We start from the raw sequence: 15581 nt of genomic DNA, 5'->3' as shown, positions 1-15581 counted from the left end.
GATCACCTCCCGACGGGTCTCGCTGCGTTCGGGAACGGGTTCCCGCTCCAGTCGGCGGATCACGGCGATGCACCCCCCGGAACGCCGTCAACGTCATCGAAACCGGCAATACCGTTCGTGCCGCCTGCTCCATCCGAATCGGCGGGTCCTCCGATATCGGTGCCGTCGCCGGCGGGCCCGTCACCCCCTCCGGTGCCGCCGAGGTCGTCCGCGCCGGGGCCCGGATCCCCGGGAGCATCTGCCACCGTCGTCCAGACGGTGACCGCCCGATACGCCGACTCAATGTCGGGGTCGGCGGGGACGCCCTCGCGGTAGATCAGGTACGCGATCCGGACGTTTTCGCCGTCAAACGGGCGGACCTCGTGGGGCCGCTCCCACGTCTCTCCGGCCTCGACGGTCCGCGAGAACCGGTCGGCGTTGGCCCGGTCGACCACCTCACCGTCAACGACGCGCTGGAGCTGGACGACGACGATGTAGTCGGTCGACTCCCGTTCGTGGTTCTCCACGCGAACGACGAGGTCGGCCGTGCCGCCGGGGGGGACCTCACCGGGCGACTGGCCGACGAACTGTCGGCCGTCGTCGCCCTCGACGAGAATCGACGCCTGCGTGAAGCCGTCGCCCTCGATCGGTGCGACGAGGCCCGCGGTCACGGCGACGACCGCGAACGCCACCGCCACGACGAACGCCGCGGTCGATGCCCGCTCGACGACTGATCCCTCGGTTCCGGCGCTTGCCAGCGCGAGCGCGCGTTTGACGGGCAGGACGTATCGATCTCTCCGGGGCGTGAACAGTCGCCTGACGCCGCCGAGCACGGTCAACACTCCGGTCGCGGTGGCGGCGGCCGACAGCACGGTCGCGACGTCGAAGGGGTACCCGAGCAGCGCCACCGCCCACGCGAGGACGGGGACGGACGCGACGCTCGCACCGACGGCGAACGCGAGGCGCTCGAGGAACGCGAGGCCGGCGCGACCGCTGGCCACGCTGCCGGGACGACCATCGTCCGACGCCGGGAACACCAGCGTCGAAAGGGCATACCCCGGGAGGAACAGGACTAGTGCGCCCCCCAGGAGCGTGCGAGTCGGCCCGCCGAGTCCGGTGAACGCTCCGATAGCGACGAGCACCACCAGGACCATCGTCACGGCCACCTCTACGATCACGAGCAGGTCCGTGGACCGGCCCGGGGATGGCTCCAAGTCTCGTGGGGCGTTCACTGTCCGGGGTGCGCGGTCGCGGTCGACGCCGGAGCGACCTCGGGCGAGTGCACTTCGGATCCGATCATTCACCCTCTCCTTCCCGGAGAGACGTTTTGTTATACCGCGCGTACCGTGCGACGGTGCCGTCAGTCGCAGGAGAGTGGGTGGCTGCACCGCCGGAAGTGGGTGACAACGGACAGAGGCACGCGGTCGTGTGAAGGTCGCGTGCTAGCGGCCTCGGGAGTGGAAGCCGATTCATAACGAAGCCCGAACCGGTCGACGGAAAGAGCGTGTCCGGTACCGACCCACCCCCGCGGGTCGCCGTCGTGGTTCCCACCTACGGCCGCCCGGAGTTCCTCGTCGAGGCCGTCGAGAGCGTCGCAGACCAGACGTACCCGAACCTGGAGTTGGTGGTCGTCGACGACCACTCGCCCGAGCCGGTGGACCCAACACTCGGCGACGCGTCGCTGTCGGGAGTCGACTGGCGATGCATTCGCCACGAGGAGAACCGGGGGGGCGAACGCCGCACGCCGGACCGGGATCGAGGCCGTCGACGCGCCGATCGTCTGCTTCCTTGACGACGACGACTACTGGCTGCCGAGATACGTCGAGGGCGTCGTCGAGGCGTTCGAGGCGGGCGGTCCCGCGGTCGGCGTGGTGACCGTCGGCGTGACAGTTGTCGATGCCGACGGCGACGAGGTCGGCGGGACGACCCCGGAATTCGCTGGCGACGTCACAGAAGCGATCCTCTCGGGCGACGTGAAACCGGGGACATACTCGCGAACTGCAGTCCGGCGGTCGGTGCTCCCGGCGGCGGGTTACCCCGACGAGCGGTTCCCGAGCTGGCAAGACCAGGAGTGGCACATCAGACTCTCTCAACACTGCAAGTACGCGTCGGTGCCCGACCGGCTGGCCGTCCGTCGCTACTCCGACCGCGAGCAGATCACCGACGACTTCGAGTCGAAGCGTGACGTCTCGTACCCGCTGTTGATCAGAAAACACGGATCGCTCGCGGCCTCCTACGGGCCCGAGTGTCGACGGAAGTTCGTCGGCAGGCTCACCCGAACGCTGGGCTTTTCAGCGCTTCGGAACGGCCACTACGGCGAGGCCCTCAGGTACCTCCTCGAGGCGGTCGCACGCAACCCCGCCGACCGCCACACCTACGTGGTTCTCCTCTCTGCCCTGGGCGGGCCGGTGACGTACCGCCCGGCGCGGCGGATCAGTCGGTGGCTCTCGGGGTAGGCGATGCGACCGCGTTCAGGTGTGGGGATCGTAGTGTGACTGGAGCCACTGCTCCAGCGTGGCGATCCCGGAGACAGCCCCGATCCGATCGGCGGCCTCGGTCTCGAAATGCTCTTCGACGACCGTCTCGACCGCGTCGGCGTCGAGGAACGGGCGGTCAGCCGCGTCCTCCAACAGACCGACGAGCAGGGTGCGCAGGTCGTCGTTCGTGATCGACCACGCGCTCGCCATCCGGCGCCCCCCGTAGGTGGTCTCACCGCGGAGGCGACGGATTCCCGTGTGGAAGACGAACCCGGCCGCGTGCTGCCAGAGCGGCCGCTCGGGGGCGACCTTCGTCCGCTCGTAGGGGATCGAATCGAGCGCCGAATCGAGCCGCCTGACGAGTCCGAGCTTTGCCGCGGCCGTACCGTACGGGACCGCCCCGCGGGTACCGGGAACCCATCCCACTCGACACTTTAGGGGCATCTTCGTCACGGCGTCGAGGAACTCGCCGTGTGCGAGCGGAACGCGCGTGCCTGTGCGAGCGCGAACGAGCTTGTTACTCGCAAAGTCGCCTCGCGGGAAGTAATTGCGGTAGTACGCGCCCAACACCGTCTCGGCGTAGCCGTCCTGGTCGACCCCGTCCACGGCCTGTTGATACGTGATCATCGGGTCCGCGTCGCCTGAGAGCAGCGTCTCGACCGTTTCGGCGTCGACCTTGTGCTTCGCGCGGTAGAGCGCGTCCGCCGGCGAGGACGACAGCTCGATCGCCGCCCGGCCGATCCCGTCGCCCATCATGCCGCCCTGTCCGCAGGCCTCCAGAAGCACGTCCCCCGGGTCCTCGACGGCGAACGACGCCGTGAGGTTGAGGAACGTCTTCCAGCCGAGCATGCCGTCGGTCAGCGTCACCGCGTCCTCGAAGTGCTCGACGAGCGGGCCGGGGGTGAGATCCACCGTCTCGTTGGCGATCCCGAGCGTGTCGGCGACGTCGCGAGCGATCCGGAGGTTCCCGCCACCGGAGGGGTTCGCGTCGTAGGTGAACGTCCGCATGTCCGGGAAGCGCTCTGCCAGTTCGCCGACCATCGCGCGACTGTCGAGGCCCCCAGAGAGCCACATCGACACCGACGCGTCGTCCATCGTCGACGCGGCGTCGCCGAGACACGACCGGTAGGCGGACGCGACGTTCTGCCCGAACGACGTCCGGGGTCGGGTGTCGAACGTCGGGGCCCAGTACTCCTGGCGGTCTGTCTCTGCTCCGTCGTACCGGAGGACTGTCGCGGGTGAAAGGTACGTAACCTGATCGAGGAGGGTCTTCTCCCCCCAGACGTGCCCGATCAGAAGGAGGTCGCTCACGGCCCGCTCGTCCACCGAGGGGCGGTCGAGCGTCGCTGCCACCTCCGCGAGGTTGGAGCCGAACACGAGGTCCTCGCCAGGATCGTCGCCGTCGGCGTACTGGATCGGGCGCGTCCCGAGCTTGTCGCTGGCGACGACCAACTCCTCGCCGTCGGTACAGGCGACAGCGAAGGGGCCGTCGGCGCGTGCGAGCGTCTCCGCGGGGTCCTCGAGCAGTCCCCGGAAGAACGACGCTTCCTCCTCGTCGCTCCCTCGTATCCCTGGGATGGCACCGTACCGAACGCCTGTGATGCCGTCTGCGTCGTGGACCCCCCAACCGGTCGCGTCCCGGTCCGTGAGGTGCGACACGCAGAGCGTGAACTCGCCTCGCGAGCGGACGACGGGCTCGGAGTCTGCCGCCGCGTCCGTCTCCACGAGCGCGTCAATCGCCGTCGATTCAGAGAGTGTGCCGCCGATGAGTCCGTTCATGCTGATATGGGCCGCCGCGCGTAGTCGCCGGCGGGATGTCCGTCCGTCGGATATCTCCAGATAGCTTCGGGGCGCGTGATTGTTATCCCGCCGCTATCCCGGTCGATGGGACGTCCGGTGGGGGACGGCGGCCGATCGGCGGCGCCGCGAGGCACCTATCGTAGCGGTACCGATAGTCTCCGTTGGTCGGCCGGAGGGTAGCACATGTACTGGCTCTCGTCGGTGTACCAAGGGCTCCGCGTGGGTAAACTGGAGGGCGAACGGCCGGAGGCGGCCGATAGCGACAGTGAGGACGAACGCGAGGAGCTCGTTGAAGACCGCCTTGCGAGCGGCGGCCCCCTCTGCGCCTCGTTCGATCGCGAGCGGCGGCTTGCGAAGCCGATCAGCCGTCGACGTCTTCGAAGCTCAGCGACGCCTTCCCTTCGACGCGCATCGACGCCACGTCGCCGGAGAACCGGTACTGGTCGATCCCCTCGTCGACGACGCCCGCGGCGCTGCTACCGGAGACTTCGTCGTCGAGGTCGTCCCAGCGGGTCGCCCCCTCGACCGGGTCGGTGGCCGCGTCCCTCTCCAGATCGCCGGTGACGGTGAACTCGTAGCCGGTGAGGCCGGAGGTGTCGCGGCCGTCGATCGTCAGGGTGTTCGGAAGCTGCGTGCTCCCGTCATCCGTGCTTCCGTCGTCGGTCGACCCGTCATCCGTGCTTCCGTCGTCGGTCGACCCGTCATCCGTGCTTCCGTCGTCGGTCGACCCATCGTCCGTGCTTCCGTCATCAGTCGACCCGTCGTCCGTGCTTCCGTCATCAGTCGACCCGTCGTCCGTGCTTCCGTCATCAGTCGACCCGTCGGATCCGAGTTCGCTCGGGGCGACTTCTTCCCCGTCGAGGAACACCGTCGTGCCGCCTTCGACAAAGCTGAAGTCGGTGATCTCCCCGGAGAACACGACGGCGTCCATGTCGTTAGTGACCCACCCCTCGAGGGTACCGCCGTCGAGCGAGTCGTACTTGGTCAGCGAGGTGCCCAGCGCGGGATGGTCGGCGATGTCGCCGGAGACCGACAGCGAGTAGTTCGTCGACGTGCCCGTGGGTACGATCTGGAGCGTGTGCGGCCGGTCGACGTCCGACGAGAGCGTCGCCGGGTCGAGCGCGTGCCCGTTGACCGACACTTCGGCCTTGCCCTCGAGGAAGGAGACAGAGCCCAGGCCACCGTCGAACCCGAACACGTCGACGTCGCCGTCGTCCGTGATCCAGCCGTTGACGCTAGAGCCCGAAATCTCGTCCCACTCTTCGACCTCGCGTTCTTCCTCCAGCCCGCCGGTAGTGGCGAACTCGTAATTCGTCTTCGTGCCCGTTCCCGTGATCGTGATCTCGTTGGGGAGCGAGGAGCCGCTGGTGGTGGTGGAGCTCTCGAAGGTCGAGTCGTCACCGGGGACCGGACAGGTGTCGGTGTGCGTGACGTTCGTTGTGTCGACCGATGAGTCATCGAAGATCGTCGCCTGCCCGGTGACGTTGACGTTCGTGTCCTCGATGACGCTGTCGTCGGAGTCCTGAAGGAGGATCCCGTCGGTGTTGCCTGTCATGTATAGGCAGCTGTTGCGGATCGTGGTCCCGTCGCGGTTGTGGATCTCGACGGCCGGGTTCGACAGCGACCCGGAGCCGGTGACGCTGACTCCGTCGAGGTGAACCTCCCACGGCCGCTCGGCGGTGTCGCCGAGGCGTGCCTCCGTCGGGTCGTCGACAAGGATGGCCTGGACATCGTCCACGTTCATCTGGAATCGGCAGCCCCGTATTTCCATGTCGCTGCCAGACCCGTCGACCCGGATAGCCGCCTTCGTCTTACTCGGCGCGGACTCGTAGACGAAGTCGCAGTTCTCCAAGTAGCCGCCGGACTCACCGCGGTCACCCGTTTCGAAGAGGATCGCGTTGGGATTGATGTACTCGCCGCCGTTATCCGGGTTGGCGTTGTCCGTGTCGATCTCGAACCGGGTGTTTTTGATGTAACAACCGTCGCCACCGATGCGGAACGACGTCTGGTTGTTGTTTCTGAACAAACAGTTCTCCACGCGAATGTCGCCCGGGCATCCGCGGACGTAGACGCCGTTGGTCCCGGTGTTCTCAATGTGGCAGTTTCGGATGTACAGCGTCCCTTCGTGGCGCGACCCCATCCACATGAACCCCTCGTTGGCGTCGTCGCCGAGGTGGCCGTGGGAGGTGATGTCCGTCGGACCCTTGCGGACGACACCGTCGACGACGGCCGTCCCGTCGGGGTCGACTACCTGCGGATTGAGATTGTCGACGGCGCCGTTCCCGTCGGTCGGGTTGAATCCGAGGAAGTGGACGCCGTGGACCTGCAGTCCGTCGGTGACCTTGAAATTCAGACCCATGCTGCCGTCGTCGTCGCCGTAGTCTAACGAGAGGTTCTCGATGACGATATCACTGCTGTCGTACAGATTCAGGATACGGAGGCCGTCGTTGTCATCTGTCACGAAGCGCACGTCATCGGGTGCGTCGCCAAGCCCTCGCATTCCCCAGTTATCGACGCTGCCGCTGTACTGCTCGTTGACGAGGTACTCGCCCGGCGGGAACTCGACGAGCACGTCCCCGCGGTCGATGGTGTCTGCTAGTTTCCCGTCGATCGCCCGGTTCCCGTTCGGGTCCATCCCGAGGTCGTCGACCGCGTTCACAACCGTCGAGAACGAGATCCCGTGTCGCTCGGTCGCGGCGGCGCCGACGCCCGTAGCGGCGGTCGCACCGGTTGCCGCGGCCACGGCCGCGGCGCCCATCTTGAGCGCCCCGCGCCTGGTAAGGACACCATTCTCGCTGGTACGACCATCGTTCGAATCGACGTCGACATCCGAATCGATGCCGTCCTCGGTGCGTCCCCCGTCGCACGCGACGACGCGGCCCGTGTCGGTCCGATACAGCCCGTGTTCGTTCTGTGTGCCGTTCTCCCCCGTCTGCTTGTGGTGCCGCATACCCGGTAATAAGACATTACCTGAAAAACCGTATCGACGGGCTACGTACCGGTGGGTGTTAGCTCGTTATGTATTGGTTACCAACAGAGTCCATCTCTCAGCGCGTCAACTGGTTTTAGACAGCTGTTCAACAAAATGAGAATGCACGTCTTACTGTTGGTAAGTACTGATTACTGCCGGGTACGAGCGCTCTACTCGGCAAATCGCCGATCTGCTGAGTACGAGCAGGATCTAACGTTCGAGTGACAGTATCCGTGGCGGATTACTCACGCGCACCGACCGGTCGGTCTCGAAGGAACCTTACAGGTACCCGAGATCCTGAAGCTGCCGCTGCATCCCGTCGGTAAACGAGGCCGTCCGCCGGTCGGATGCGCCGTGGCCGAACGTCTCCAGCCACGTTTCCAACGCTTCGTCCATCGACGCGCAGACATCCGGGTAATCGTCGTTGACCGACGCGGTCTCGTCCGGGAGACGATAGAGATCGGCGCCGTCGTCACCGCGCTGGTACCGGAACTCCTCGGTCCGGAGGCTCGTCACCAATCCCTCGCGGAACCGACTCGCATCGAAGTCGGGGACGTACTCCCGAAACGCCTCGATCTTCCGCGCCGCCCGGTCTGGTCCCCGCTGGGTGACGGCGAACTCCCGGGGCTCGTGTCGTATGTCTTGGCCGACGGGGACGTCGAGATCGAGGCCGCAGTCGGCCGAGAGCATCGAGAGTACGTCGGCGTGCTGTACGAGTCGATCGGTCGCGCTCGCGGGAGCCTCGAGCCCGTACGTCACCAGCGGGACGTTCGTCACACAGGTGTGGGGGACGAGCATGTGCGAGAGGAGCCCGTGCTCGCCGAGAAACTCCCCATGGTCGGCCGTCACGACGATGAGGGGGTCCTCGAGGTGTTCACGCGCGGTCGCGACCACCTCCGCAGCGATGTCGTCGACGTACGAGATCGCGGTGTCGTACAGGACTTCAATCGCGTTCCACTGTTGGTCGTCCAACGGAATCCCCTGGGCGATGAGTCTGTGCGTATCGAGCGACATCTCGAGGGCCACCGCTAACGCTCGTTTCATCGGGAGTTCCAGGTCGTCAGCGAACCGGTCCCGCCACCCACGGGGCGGGTAATAGGGGCGGTGACTGTCTCCCAGATGGAGGTACAAGAACAGTGGGTCCTCGTCTCCGGCAGCGCGCTCGATGTGATCGGTTGCGATCGTCTTGTTCAGGTACCCGAGACAGTGCTTGGCTGTGTCTGTGGTGAACCCCGCAGAGTGGCGACGGAGGTTTGCTGCGTACCTGAGCATCCCCGTGAAGCCTGCCTCTCGGAGAAGCGTCTCGCGGCCGAGATAGTGAAAGGTGTCGAACCCCGCGTTCAGTCCAGTCGCGTCGCTCAACTGTGCGTTCGGGGAGACAGCAACCGTTTGATAGCCTACCTCGGATAGCTGTTCGGGGATCGATCTGACATCGCCTGGGAGCGCCGCGTCGTACGACCACACCCGGTGAGTCGACGGTGGCGTGCCCGACAGTATCGAAGCGCTCGACGGCCGGGTCCACAGCCCGTGAGAATGACAGTTCGGGAACGACGCCCCCCGTCGCTCCGAAGCGAGTTCCCTGAGGAACGGCGTTGTGTCCCGTTCGTGGTTCGAGAGAGAAGTGTGGTCTCGACGGACGCTCTCGAGGGTGATCCACACGATGTCGCGCGAGCTCATGGGTTGTCCCTCTCGCCTCTGTAGTAAGTTATGGGCCCGTGAGCCGTGGATAGTCTGTTGATATCGGCGTCGTGAACCCGGTTGCCATCGGTCGCCACGATCGATGGCTGCGTGCGAACAGTCGCTGGGGTGGCTCGCGGTCACCGAATGTGCGAATCGCATGTAATCACTCTATAATTAAGACTCGGAGCCACTGATACGGCGTACATGGTAGCCCACGCCCGCCGTGATGAACCACGAGGCAGATCAAGCGGGTGTATGGATCGGTCCTGACGAGACGCGCGGACGGGTTGTTTCCCGACAAAGGTCCCCGATGAATGATGAACCCAGTGAGTAAGTCGAACGCAACCGAGTGCGACAGGAGCAACGAGAGCCAGCACGGTCGGAGGAGCGGATGAAGCGGCGGACGTACCTCCGCGCGGCCGGAGCGTCGGCGCTGGCGGTCGGTCTAGCCGGGTGTGGCGGGCTGATACCCGGGAAAGACGACGAGGGTCGGGGGACCGTGAGCCAGACCGAGGGGCGCCCGAGCGGGACGACGGAGCCGGGCGAGGAGGACCGGTTCCCCACCGAGGGCCCCGTTGAGTACCGCGGTATTGAGTTCGACAGGGTGCTCGACGCCGAGCGGGATTTCCGGATGGACGCGAACGGGAACCGACCGATCGATGGCGACATCCTGGAACTCATGAGCATGGACCGGACCCTGCTGCGGGTGCGACCTGGACGCTACAAGTTCCACGACGAACACAGGATCGAACGGGCGTTCGAGAACATCGGGATCGTCGGCGTCGGCGACTCACATCGTGACGTGGTCTTCTGGACGCCGGAGACGGAGGGGCGAAAATTCCTCAACGTCCGAGAAGGCGGGAGCGGGTTCCTCCTCGAGAACGTGACGTTCGACCACATGGACGGCGACGGGTCGATCGGAAGTACGCTGCGGATGCATGACAAGCTCCGCGTCCACACCGTCGAACACATCGGCCACAACCCGACCGATAACAACGGGGCCGTCGACAATCTCATCGCACAGGTGCTCGACTCCGACGGCCGCGGGATCATCGAGGGGTTCGTCCGGGCGGGCCCGACGAACATCACCTCCCACGGCCACCTCGGCGACGACGCAAACGAGGGCTGTATCTACGTCGGCGGGGACCACGCCGGCGAGCTACTCATCCGCGACTCTCACATCGAGAACACCGGGACCAACGCGATATACGCCTCTCGGGTCCCCGGGAACGTGATCATCGAGAACACTGCATTCGTCAACAACAATCAGGCGTCGCTGCGCATCGGCGGCGAGGGGTCAGTCGTCCGCGACTGCCGCTTTTTGATCGACACGGACAACGCCAACCCGGATAACGGCGGCGAGTACATCAATCCCAACGCGATCCTCTGGGAGACGGGGAGCTTCGGCAAGACGGGAGGCCGGATCGAGGGCTGCGAGTTCGTCTACCGGTCAGCGCCGCCAGACGCGAAGGCCGCGATCTGGGCGGACGGCTCCGCCGGCGCGTTCACCGTCTCTGACACCAGTTTCGAGATCGACGTGCCGGGGATCACGGCGATACGTGCCGACGATCCCGAGGACCCTCGCCTCGGCGCGACCGCTGCGAAGCCGTGGGGCGTGACGCTGTCGAACGTCGTGATCGACACGTCAGAGGGCGTCGACGGGGCGTTGATCCGGCTGACCGGGCGCCCGAACTCAGTCATCGACGGCTGTTGCCTCTCGGTCTCGGACGCGCGTGGCGTGATTAAACTGGCCGGGTCCCCCGAGAGCGCGATCCAGAACCTGAACGTCATGTACGAACTGAATATCGCCGAGAGCGCCGACGTGGTCAACATGTCCGGATCCGCGGGGACGCTCCTGCGAGACATCAATGTGAACGACGCCGGCTGCGCCGCCGGAGTCGCCGAGGACGCGGGGACGACGACGCCAGACGCCTCCTCGCTCCCAGAAGGGCGCTGACGGGAGCGAGCCCCCCTCAGCGGTTATCGATACGGCAGGTGAAGCGGTCCCCACGACTGTCCGCGACCCGTCGGTACACCCGTTCGCCGACCGCCGCGACCGGCGGGAGGCGCATCACCCAGACAACCGGGAGAGCGAATCTGAACTGCCGGATCAGTTCCCGGAACGCGTGGTACCCTTCGTGCGTCTCGCCGCCGTCGAAGGCGTACATCGCCTGGTCGAAGTCGACGTCCTCTCGGGATTCGTAGCGATCGGGTGCGTCGGAGCTGGGAATGAACCGGATCGTGCCGTTCACGTCGAGGAGGCTGAACGGATAGAGGCTCCGCATACAGAAGTAACACCGGTCGTCGAAGACGACGTCGAGCTGACGGCCGCTCGCGACCCGTTCGTACGCGCGGTCCCACGCGAGAAACGTCAGCAGCATCGGGTACGTGTCGGCGAAGAGGATTCCAAACATCACGAGCACGGCCGTCTGGAAGCCGAGGATACCGAGGACGAACGGCGTTATCGAGATCCCGGCGAGGACAGCGACGAACAGTCCGAGTTCGACGACGAGCGTCCCGACCGCCGCGGCGGTCATCGCCGCGGGAAACTCCACCAACGGCGGTGCGATGGCGATGTGCCAGCCGTACAGGACTTCGCGGACAACGACGATTCGGCTCAGGTGTTCCGGACCGAGGTACGCGGCGCTGAAGCCGCCGAACGGTCCGTCGGGGAAGAGCTTGTCCACGCCCGCGCCGAAGTAGATCATCGCGATCACCACGAGCGACCACTTCAACGCAGGCAGTCGGTACCCGTCTGTGGCCTCCGATCCGTCGTCGCCCGAGTCCCCGTTCGAGACGAGGTGGTCCCGCAGCGACGAGACCGTCCACGTCCGCGTCCGACGGAGACCGTCGAGCGAGAGCTTGTCGGCGTCGGCGAACAGCGCGTATATCAGCAGGAAGTACACCCCGATCAGCATCGCCTGTGTCTCGCCGTAGGTGATGTGTATTTGCCGAACAGTTCCGAGGTGTGCGAGCAGAAGGGCGCCGAAGCCGGCCGTGGCTCGGATCCGATATCCGAGCGCAAACGCCACGAGGAGTCCGATGAGGACCCACTTCTCGACCGTCAGGACGACGCCGGGCATCACTGGCGGGATCGCCCACGTGAACTCGGGCGTCAGACTGAATGGGACCGCGACGAACGTCATCCAGTCGTACCACATCGTCTTCCAGATCAACCACCCGGCCACGATCACGCGTGCGGCGGCGAGGTTGAACGGTGAGGACCGCTCGTCGTCGGCGAAGTAGTTAACGAACACGCGCGACACCCCCGGCTGGGCCGGCGACCGAGAGGGACGGAGAGGCCGAACCGCTCGGGACGGACGACGCGTCGCCCGCAGCGTCGTCGCCCTCGCGGTACTCGAATACGACCTGCTCTGAGTAGGACGTGACCTCCCGTCCGTCGGCCGAGGTGTGTATTTCGATCCGGTAGACTCGGATCCCGACGAAGGTCCCGTGAGCGGACAGCTGGTCGGCCGTCCACACGGAATTGTGGCCGTGTGCGGGGAACTTCAGAAACTGCGCGGGCAGCATGGACGACCCCGTCCACGTCAGCCCGCGTCGCGGCGAGCCGCGTTCGATCCCGTCGCGATAGTCTCGGGCGCTCCACAACAGGTATCGAGCGATCTCACGGTTCTGCTCGGACGAGTAGTCCTCCGTCATCCGGCGATGGAGCGCCGTCATCCGGATGCCGTCGAACGCCAGCGTCGCCTTGTCGTCGTACGGGAGTTCTCGTCCCTGATCGTCGACGACCCGGATCTGATGTACCACGCGCTCGGACTCCCACGGACTGGAGAACTTGTGCCACGTCACGAACGGCGGGGCGGTCAGCGGGATAACGCTCACTTGAAACAGGAGTAGCGTCACGAGAAAGCCGGCGACGAAGGTCTTGCGGACGCGGTTGCGCCTGTGGAACACCAGCGCGACGCCGACCACTGCGAAACTCCCGAAGAACATCAACGGGAGGACCACCCAGGCGAACGGACGCAACAGTTCGATGACTCCGCCGATCATGGGGTAGCTCTCCGGTTCTGGCCGCGCGCCAACGCAGAGGGGTCCGGTACGCTCGACACTTCATATTGCGTTTCCAACATGTGTCGGCTTCGTTGATAGCTCACGGGAGTAAAGTTAGATCGTCCGTATCTCAGGGCGAAACGCCACGAGGGGAAGTCTACTTAGCGCAGTGTCGCGAGGCCCGATCCCGATTCAGTCCGCGCTGTCGCCGTTCCATTCGTCGAACTGATCGCGGTACCGCTCGCGAACGTCGGCCTTCTGCTCGGCCGAGAGCGATTCGTAGTCGCTCCCGTGCACAGCGCGTGCGATCTCGTCCCACGACTCGATGCGGTCGCCCGCCTCCGTCTCGAACTGTGCGTCGAACTCCGCTTCGATCTCCTGTTGGAGTCCCACGTCGAGCGCCGTGAACTCGAAGTCCTCCCAGGGCTCGACATCGACACCGTAGCGCTCTCGGGCTATCTCCTCACGAGTGAGGACGTCGACGAGTTTGAGTCCCTCGGCGAACGGCTGGCGCTCGTGGATCTCCTCGACCTGGCGCTTCGTCTCGCCGCTGACCTCGTCGTAGTCGCGATTGTACTTCTCCTGGGTGATCTCGTCGAGGCTGACCGGGTCGTCGGACTCGTCCCCGTCGTCTGACGCGGATTCAGAGTTCGAGTCGGAGGATCCGCCCGCGGAAGTCCCGCCGTAGTACGGTCGCTCGATCACGACCACGTCTGTCGCCGAGGTACCGTCGCTCTCGATTCCGTAGATGTGCGTGCCGAGCATGTCGTCCTCCGAGAGCGACCTGTCGGCGCCCGCCGAGAGCGTGTCACGGGAAACGTCAGCGAAGGCGATACGGGTTTCTTCACCCGGAACGAGCGTCACCCGCGTGGTCACGTTGTACCCTTCCGGCTCGTCGTCGCCGTCGAGATCGACCACGAATCGAACCGTTCGAGTGCCGTCGGCGTCGCCGACGTTGCGTACCCGGGCGCTAGCGGTCAGTTCGTCGTCGAGAGTCATCCGGTCGGGGCCCTGTAGACTGTAGGAGATCACCTCGAACTGCGCGTCGCGAACGCGCAATTGGAGCTCAGCCTCGTCTTCCGACTCGTTCAGCAGGGCAGCGACAGACGCATTCCTGTCTCCTGCGACGGACTCGTTTCCGGTCGCCGTCGAGGAATTCCCGGCCGTCGTCGAGGCGATTTCGGCCGTCGACGAGACGTTCACCGATGCGTTCGAGACGACGGCCGTGTAGGTGTAGTTCCCGCGGTCGAGGTCGCCCGTGTCGACCACGAACGAGAGCGTGTCGTTCTCGCCGCCCGCCAGCGACACCCGACGCGCCGCGGTCAGGGTGCCGTCCGGAGCGACCAGCGCGACTGTGCGCTCGCCGGCGACTTCACCGTGATTCCGGACGCGGACCGAGAGCGTGGCGTTCTCGCCGTGAAGCACGTCCGCAGGATCGGCTGCAAGCGCGGATTCGGTCGCGTTCGTGGGTGCATCAGAGCTCTCGTTCACGCTCGCCGTGGCGTTCGTATCGACCGTGGCGTTGGCGTCGTCGGTGGCGTTCCCCGTGACGTTCGCGGAGACGTTCGCCCCGCCGGAACTGCCCGCCTGCTCAGACGTGTTCTCGACAGTGAATCGCGCCGGTGCGAGCACGTCGAAACTCCCCTCGATCGATTCGCCCTCGGCGACGATCCGGTAGCGGTAGGTGCCGGGTTCGAGACCGACCGTCGAGACGTTGAACCGGAGCTCCGCCTCGGTTCCGGCCGAAACGGCCGGATACTTGGTCGTTACCGCCTCTTCGGAGGAGAACTCTCCGTCGCGGTTGCGGTCGAACAGCAACCTGACGGCGGGCTCACCGTCGAAGTCGCCCCCGTTCTCGACGGTCGCGATCACGTCGACCTCGTCGCCGGGGAGCACGCTGGGACGGTCCCGCTCGGCGTTGTCTGCGACGGCACCGTCCGCCGAACCGACGGCCCGTCCGTCGAGCGCGTACGTCGCCGGATCGAACGTGACGGTCCCCTCGGCCGCTGTCGACGGCCCATCCGCCGACTGGGTGTCGACCACGACCGTGTAGTCCCAGGTTCCCGGACCGACCTCGTCGGCCGGGATCTCGAAGCTGATGTCCGCCGACCCGTCGGCCGGCACCGTGACCTCACGCTCGCGCGTGGCCCTCACGGCGTCGTCGCCCTCTCCGCGCAGTTCCAAGGAGACCGTCCGGACGCGCTCGCGGTCCGCGTCGTTTCGGAGGGTCGCCTCAACGACCGCGGTCGTCGAGGCGCCGACCCCTGTCGTCTCGTCAGCGGTCGCGACGGAGAGCGGCTCCTCCTCCCCGACGAGTGCGTCCGTAGGGGCTGCGTCCATCGACCCCCCGATCGTCCCCATGGTCGCCATTCCGACCCCGCCCACCACTGTCAGCACGGCAACAGCGACGATGGCGTGTTTTGTAACTAGTGCCATGCGTAAGCGCTCACCGTCAGTAGCTATCGTAACAGACCCGCTAAAGGCGATTCAGTGCTCGGAGTCGCCACAGAAACCAGGTGACTGCGGGGAGATATGGGTCCACCCGGTCGGCCGACCCCAATCGACCGGTCATCGGCGGGAGCGGGAGACCCGTGAGAGGACGACAGCCAGACCGAGTCAACACGCACGGGTCTGAGGCCAGAACTGACCGAACAGGAGGATCT

General features: G+C 65.8%; 9 protein-coding genes and 1 pseudogene. 3 read left to right on the top strand and 7 right to left on the bottom strand.

Annotated features, from left to right (window positions below; translation table 11 throughout):
• Positions 1-59: 59 nt before the first annotated feature.
• Positions 60-1211 carry a DUF1616 domain-containing protein gene (locus P0Y41_RS15935; RefSeq protein ID WP_284063772.1) on the bottom strand — a complete coding sequence of 384 codons (1152 nt, stop codon included), beginning with the start codon at positions 1209-1211 and terminating at the stop codon, positions 60-62.
• Positions 1212-1483: 272 nt separating this feature from the next.
• Between P0Y41_RS15935 and P0Y41_RS15930 the strand changes: the two are divergent.
• Together P0Y41_RS15930 and P0Y41_RS15920 are read left to right on the top strand one after the other, a co-directional pair.
• Positions 1484-1799, top strand: a pseudogene (locus P0Y41_RS15930) (glycosyltransferase family 2 protein); the annotation flags it as partial.
• Between the two features lie 63 nt (positions 1800-1862).
• A complete protein-coding gene (locus P0Y41_RS15920) occupies positions 1863-2435 on the top strand; it encodes a tetratricopeptide repeat protein (RefSeq protein ID WP_284063770.1) in 573 nt (190 codons plus the stop codon).
• A 15-nt stretch (positions 2436-2450) separates the two neighbouring features.
• On the opposite strand, the gene P0Y41_RS15915 is transcribed toward P0Y41_RS15920, so the two are convergent.
• The 3 genes from P0Y41_RS15915 to P0Y41_RS15905 all read right to left on the bottom strand — a co-directional run bounded on the left by P0Y41_RS15915 (position 2451) and on the right by P0Y41_RS15905 (position 8904).
• Complete coding sequence (locus P0Y41_RS15915) at positions 2451-4235, bottom strand: asparagine synthase-related protein (protein WP_284063769.1); 1785 nt, start codon at positions 4233-4235, stop codon at positions 2451-2453.
• Between the two features lie 382 nt (positions 4236-4617).
• The gene (locus P0Y41_RS15910) at positions 4618-7206 is read right to left on the bottom strand and encodes a right-handed parallel beta-helix repeat-containing protein (RefSeq protein WP_284063768.1); all 2589 of its coding nucleotides are present in this window, start codon (positions 7204-7206) and stop codon (positions 4618-4620) included.
• Positions 7207-7506: 300 nt separating this feature from the next.
• Positions 7507-8904: a sulfatase gene (locus P0Y41_RS15905; protein WP_284063767.1), complete on the bottom strand. Its 1398-nt coding sequence runs from the start codon at positions 8902-8904 to the stop codon at positions 7507-7509.
• A gap of 352 nt (positions 8905-9256) precedes the next feature.
• Here P0Y41_RS15905 and P0Y41_RS15900 point away from each other — a divergent pair, with 352 nt between their 5' ends.
• Entirely contained in the window at positions 9257-10864 is a 1608-nt protein-coding gene (locus P0Y41_RS15900; protein ID WP_284063766.1) for a hypothetical protein, read from the top strand.
• Between the two features lie 16 nt (positions 10865-10880).
• On the opposite strand, the gene P0Y41_RS15895 is transcribed toward P0Y41_RS15900, so the two are convergent.
• The 3 genes from P0Y41_RS15895 to P0Y41_RS15885 form a co-directional block, all read right to left on the bottom strand.
• Complete coding sequence (locus tag P0Y41_RS15895) at positions 10881-12164, bottom strand: thiol-disulfide oxidoreductase DCC family protein (RefSeq protein ID WP_284063765.1); 1284 nt, start codon at positions 12162-12164, stop codon at positions 10881-10883.
• On the bottom strand, positions 12154-12918 hold the full coding sequence (locus tag P0Y41_RS15890; protein ID WP_284063764.1) for a hypothetical protein: 765 nt from the start codon (positions 12916-12918) through the stop codon (positions 12154-12156). The genes P0Y41_RS15895 and P0Y41_RS15890 overlap by 11 nt, the downstream gene beginning before the upstream one ends.
• 192 nt (positions 12919-13110) lie before the next feature.
• Positions 13111-15354 carry a CARDB domain-containing protein gene (locus tag P0Y41_RS15885; RefSeq protein ID WP_284063763.1) on the bottom strand — a complete coding sequence of 748 codons (2244 nt, stop codon included), beginning with the start codon at positions 15352-15354 and terminating at the stop codon, positions 13111-13113.
• Between the last annotated feature and the right edge of the window lie 227 nt (positions 15355-15581).

This window comes from Halobaculum halobium, from assembly GCF_030127145.1.
Lineage (GTDB): Archaea > Halobacteriota > Halobacteria > Halobacteriales > Haloferacaceae > Halobaculum > Halobaculum halobium.
This window is presented reverse-complemented; position numbering and strand designations above follow the sequence as displayed.

Coding starts and splice junctions, on each gene's coding strand:
- P0Y41_RS15890 (WP_284063764.1), bottom strand. CDS start 12,918: ATGATCGGCGGAGTCATCGAACTGTTGCGTCCGTTCGCCTGGGTGGTC.
- P0Y41_RS15910 (WP_284063768.1), bottom strand. CDS start 7,206: ATGCGGCACCACAAGCAGACGGGGGAGAACGGCACACAGAACGAACAC.
- P0Y41_RS15905 (WP_284063767.1), bottom strand. CDS start 8,904: ATGAGCTCGCGCGACATCGTGTGGATCACCCTCGAGAGCGTCCGTCGA.
- P0Y41_RS15915 (WP_284063769.1), bottom strand. CDS start 4,235: ATGAACGGACTCATCGGCGGCACACTCTCTGAATCGACGGCGATTGAC.
- P0Y41_RS15885 (WP_284063763.1), bottom strand. CDS start 15,354: ATGGCACTAGTTACAAAACACGCCATCGTCGCTGTTGCCGTGCTGACA.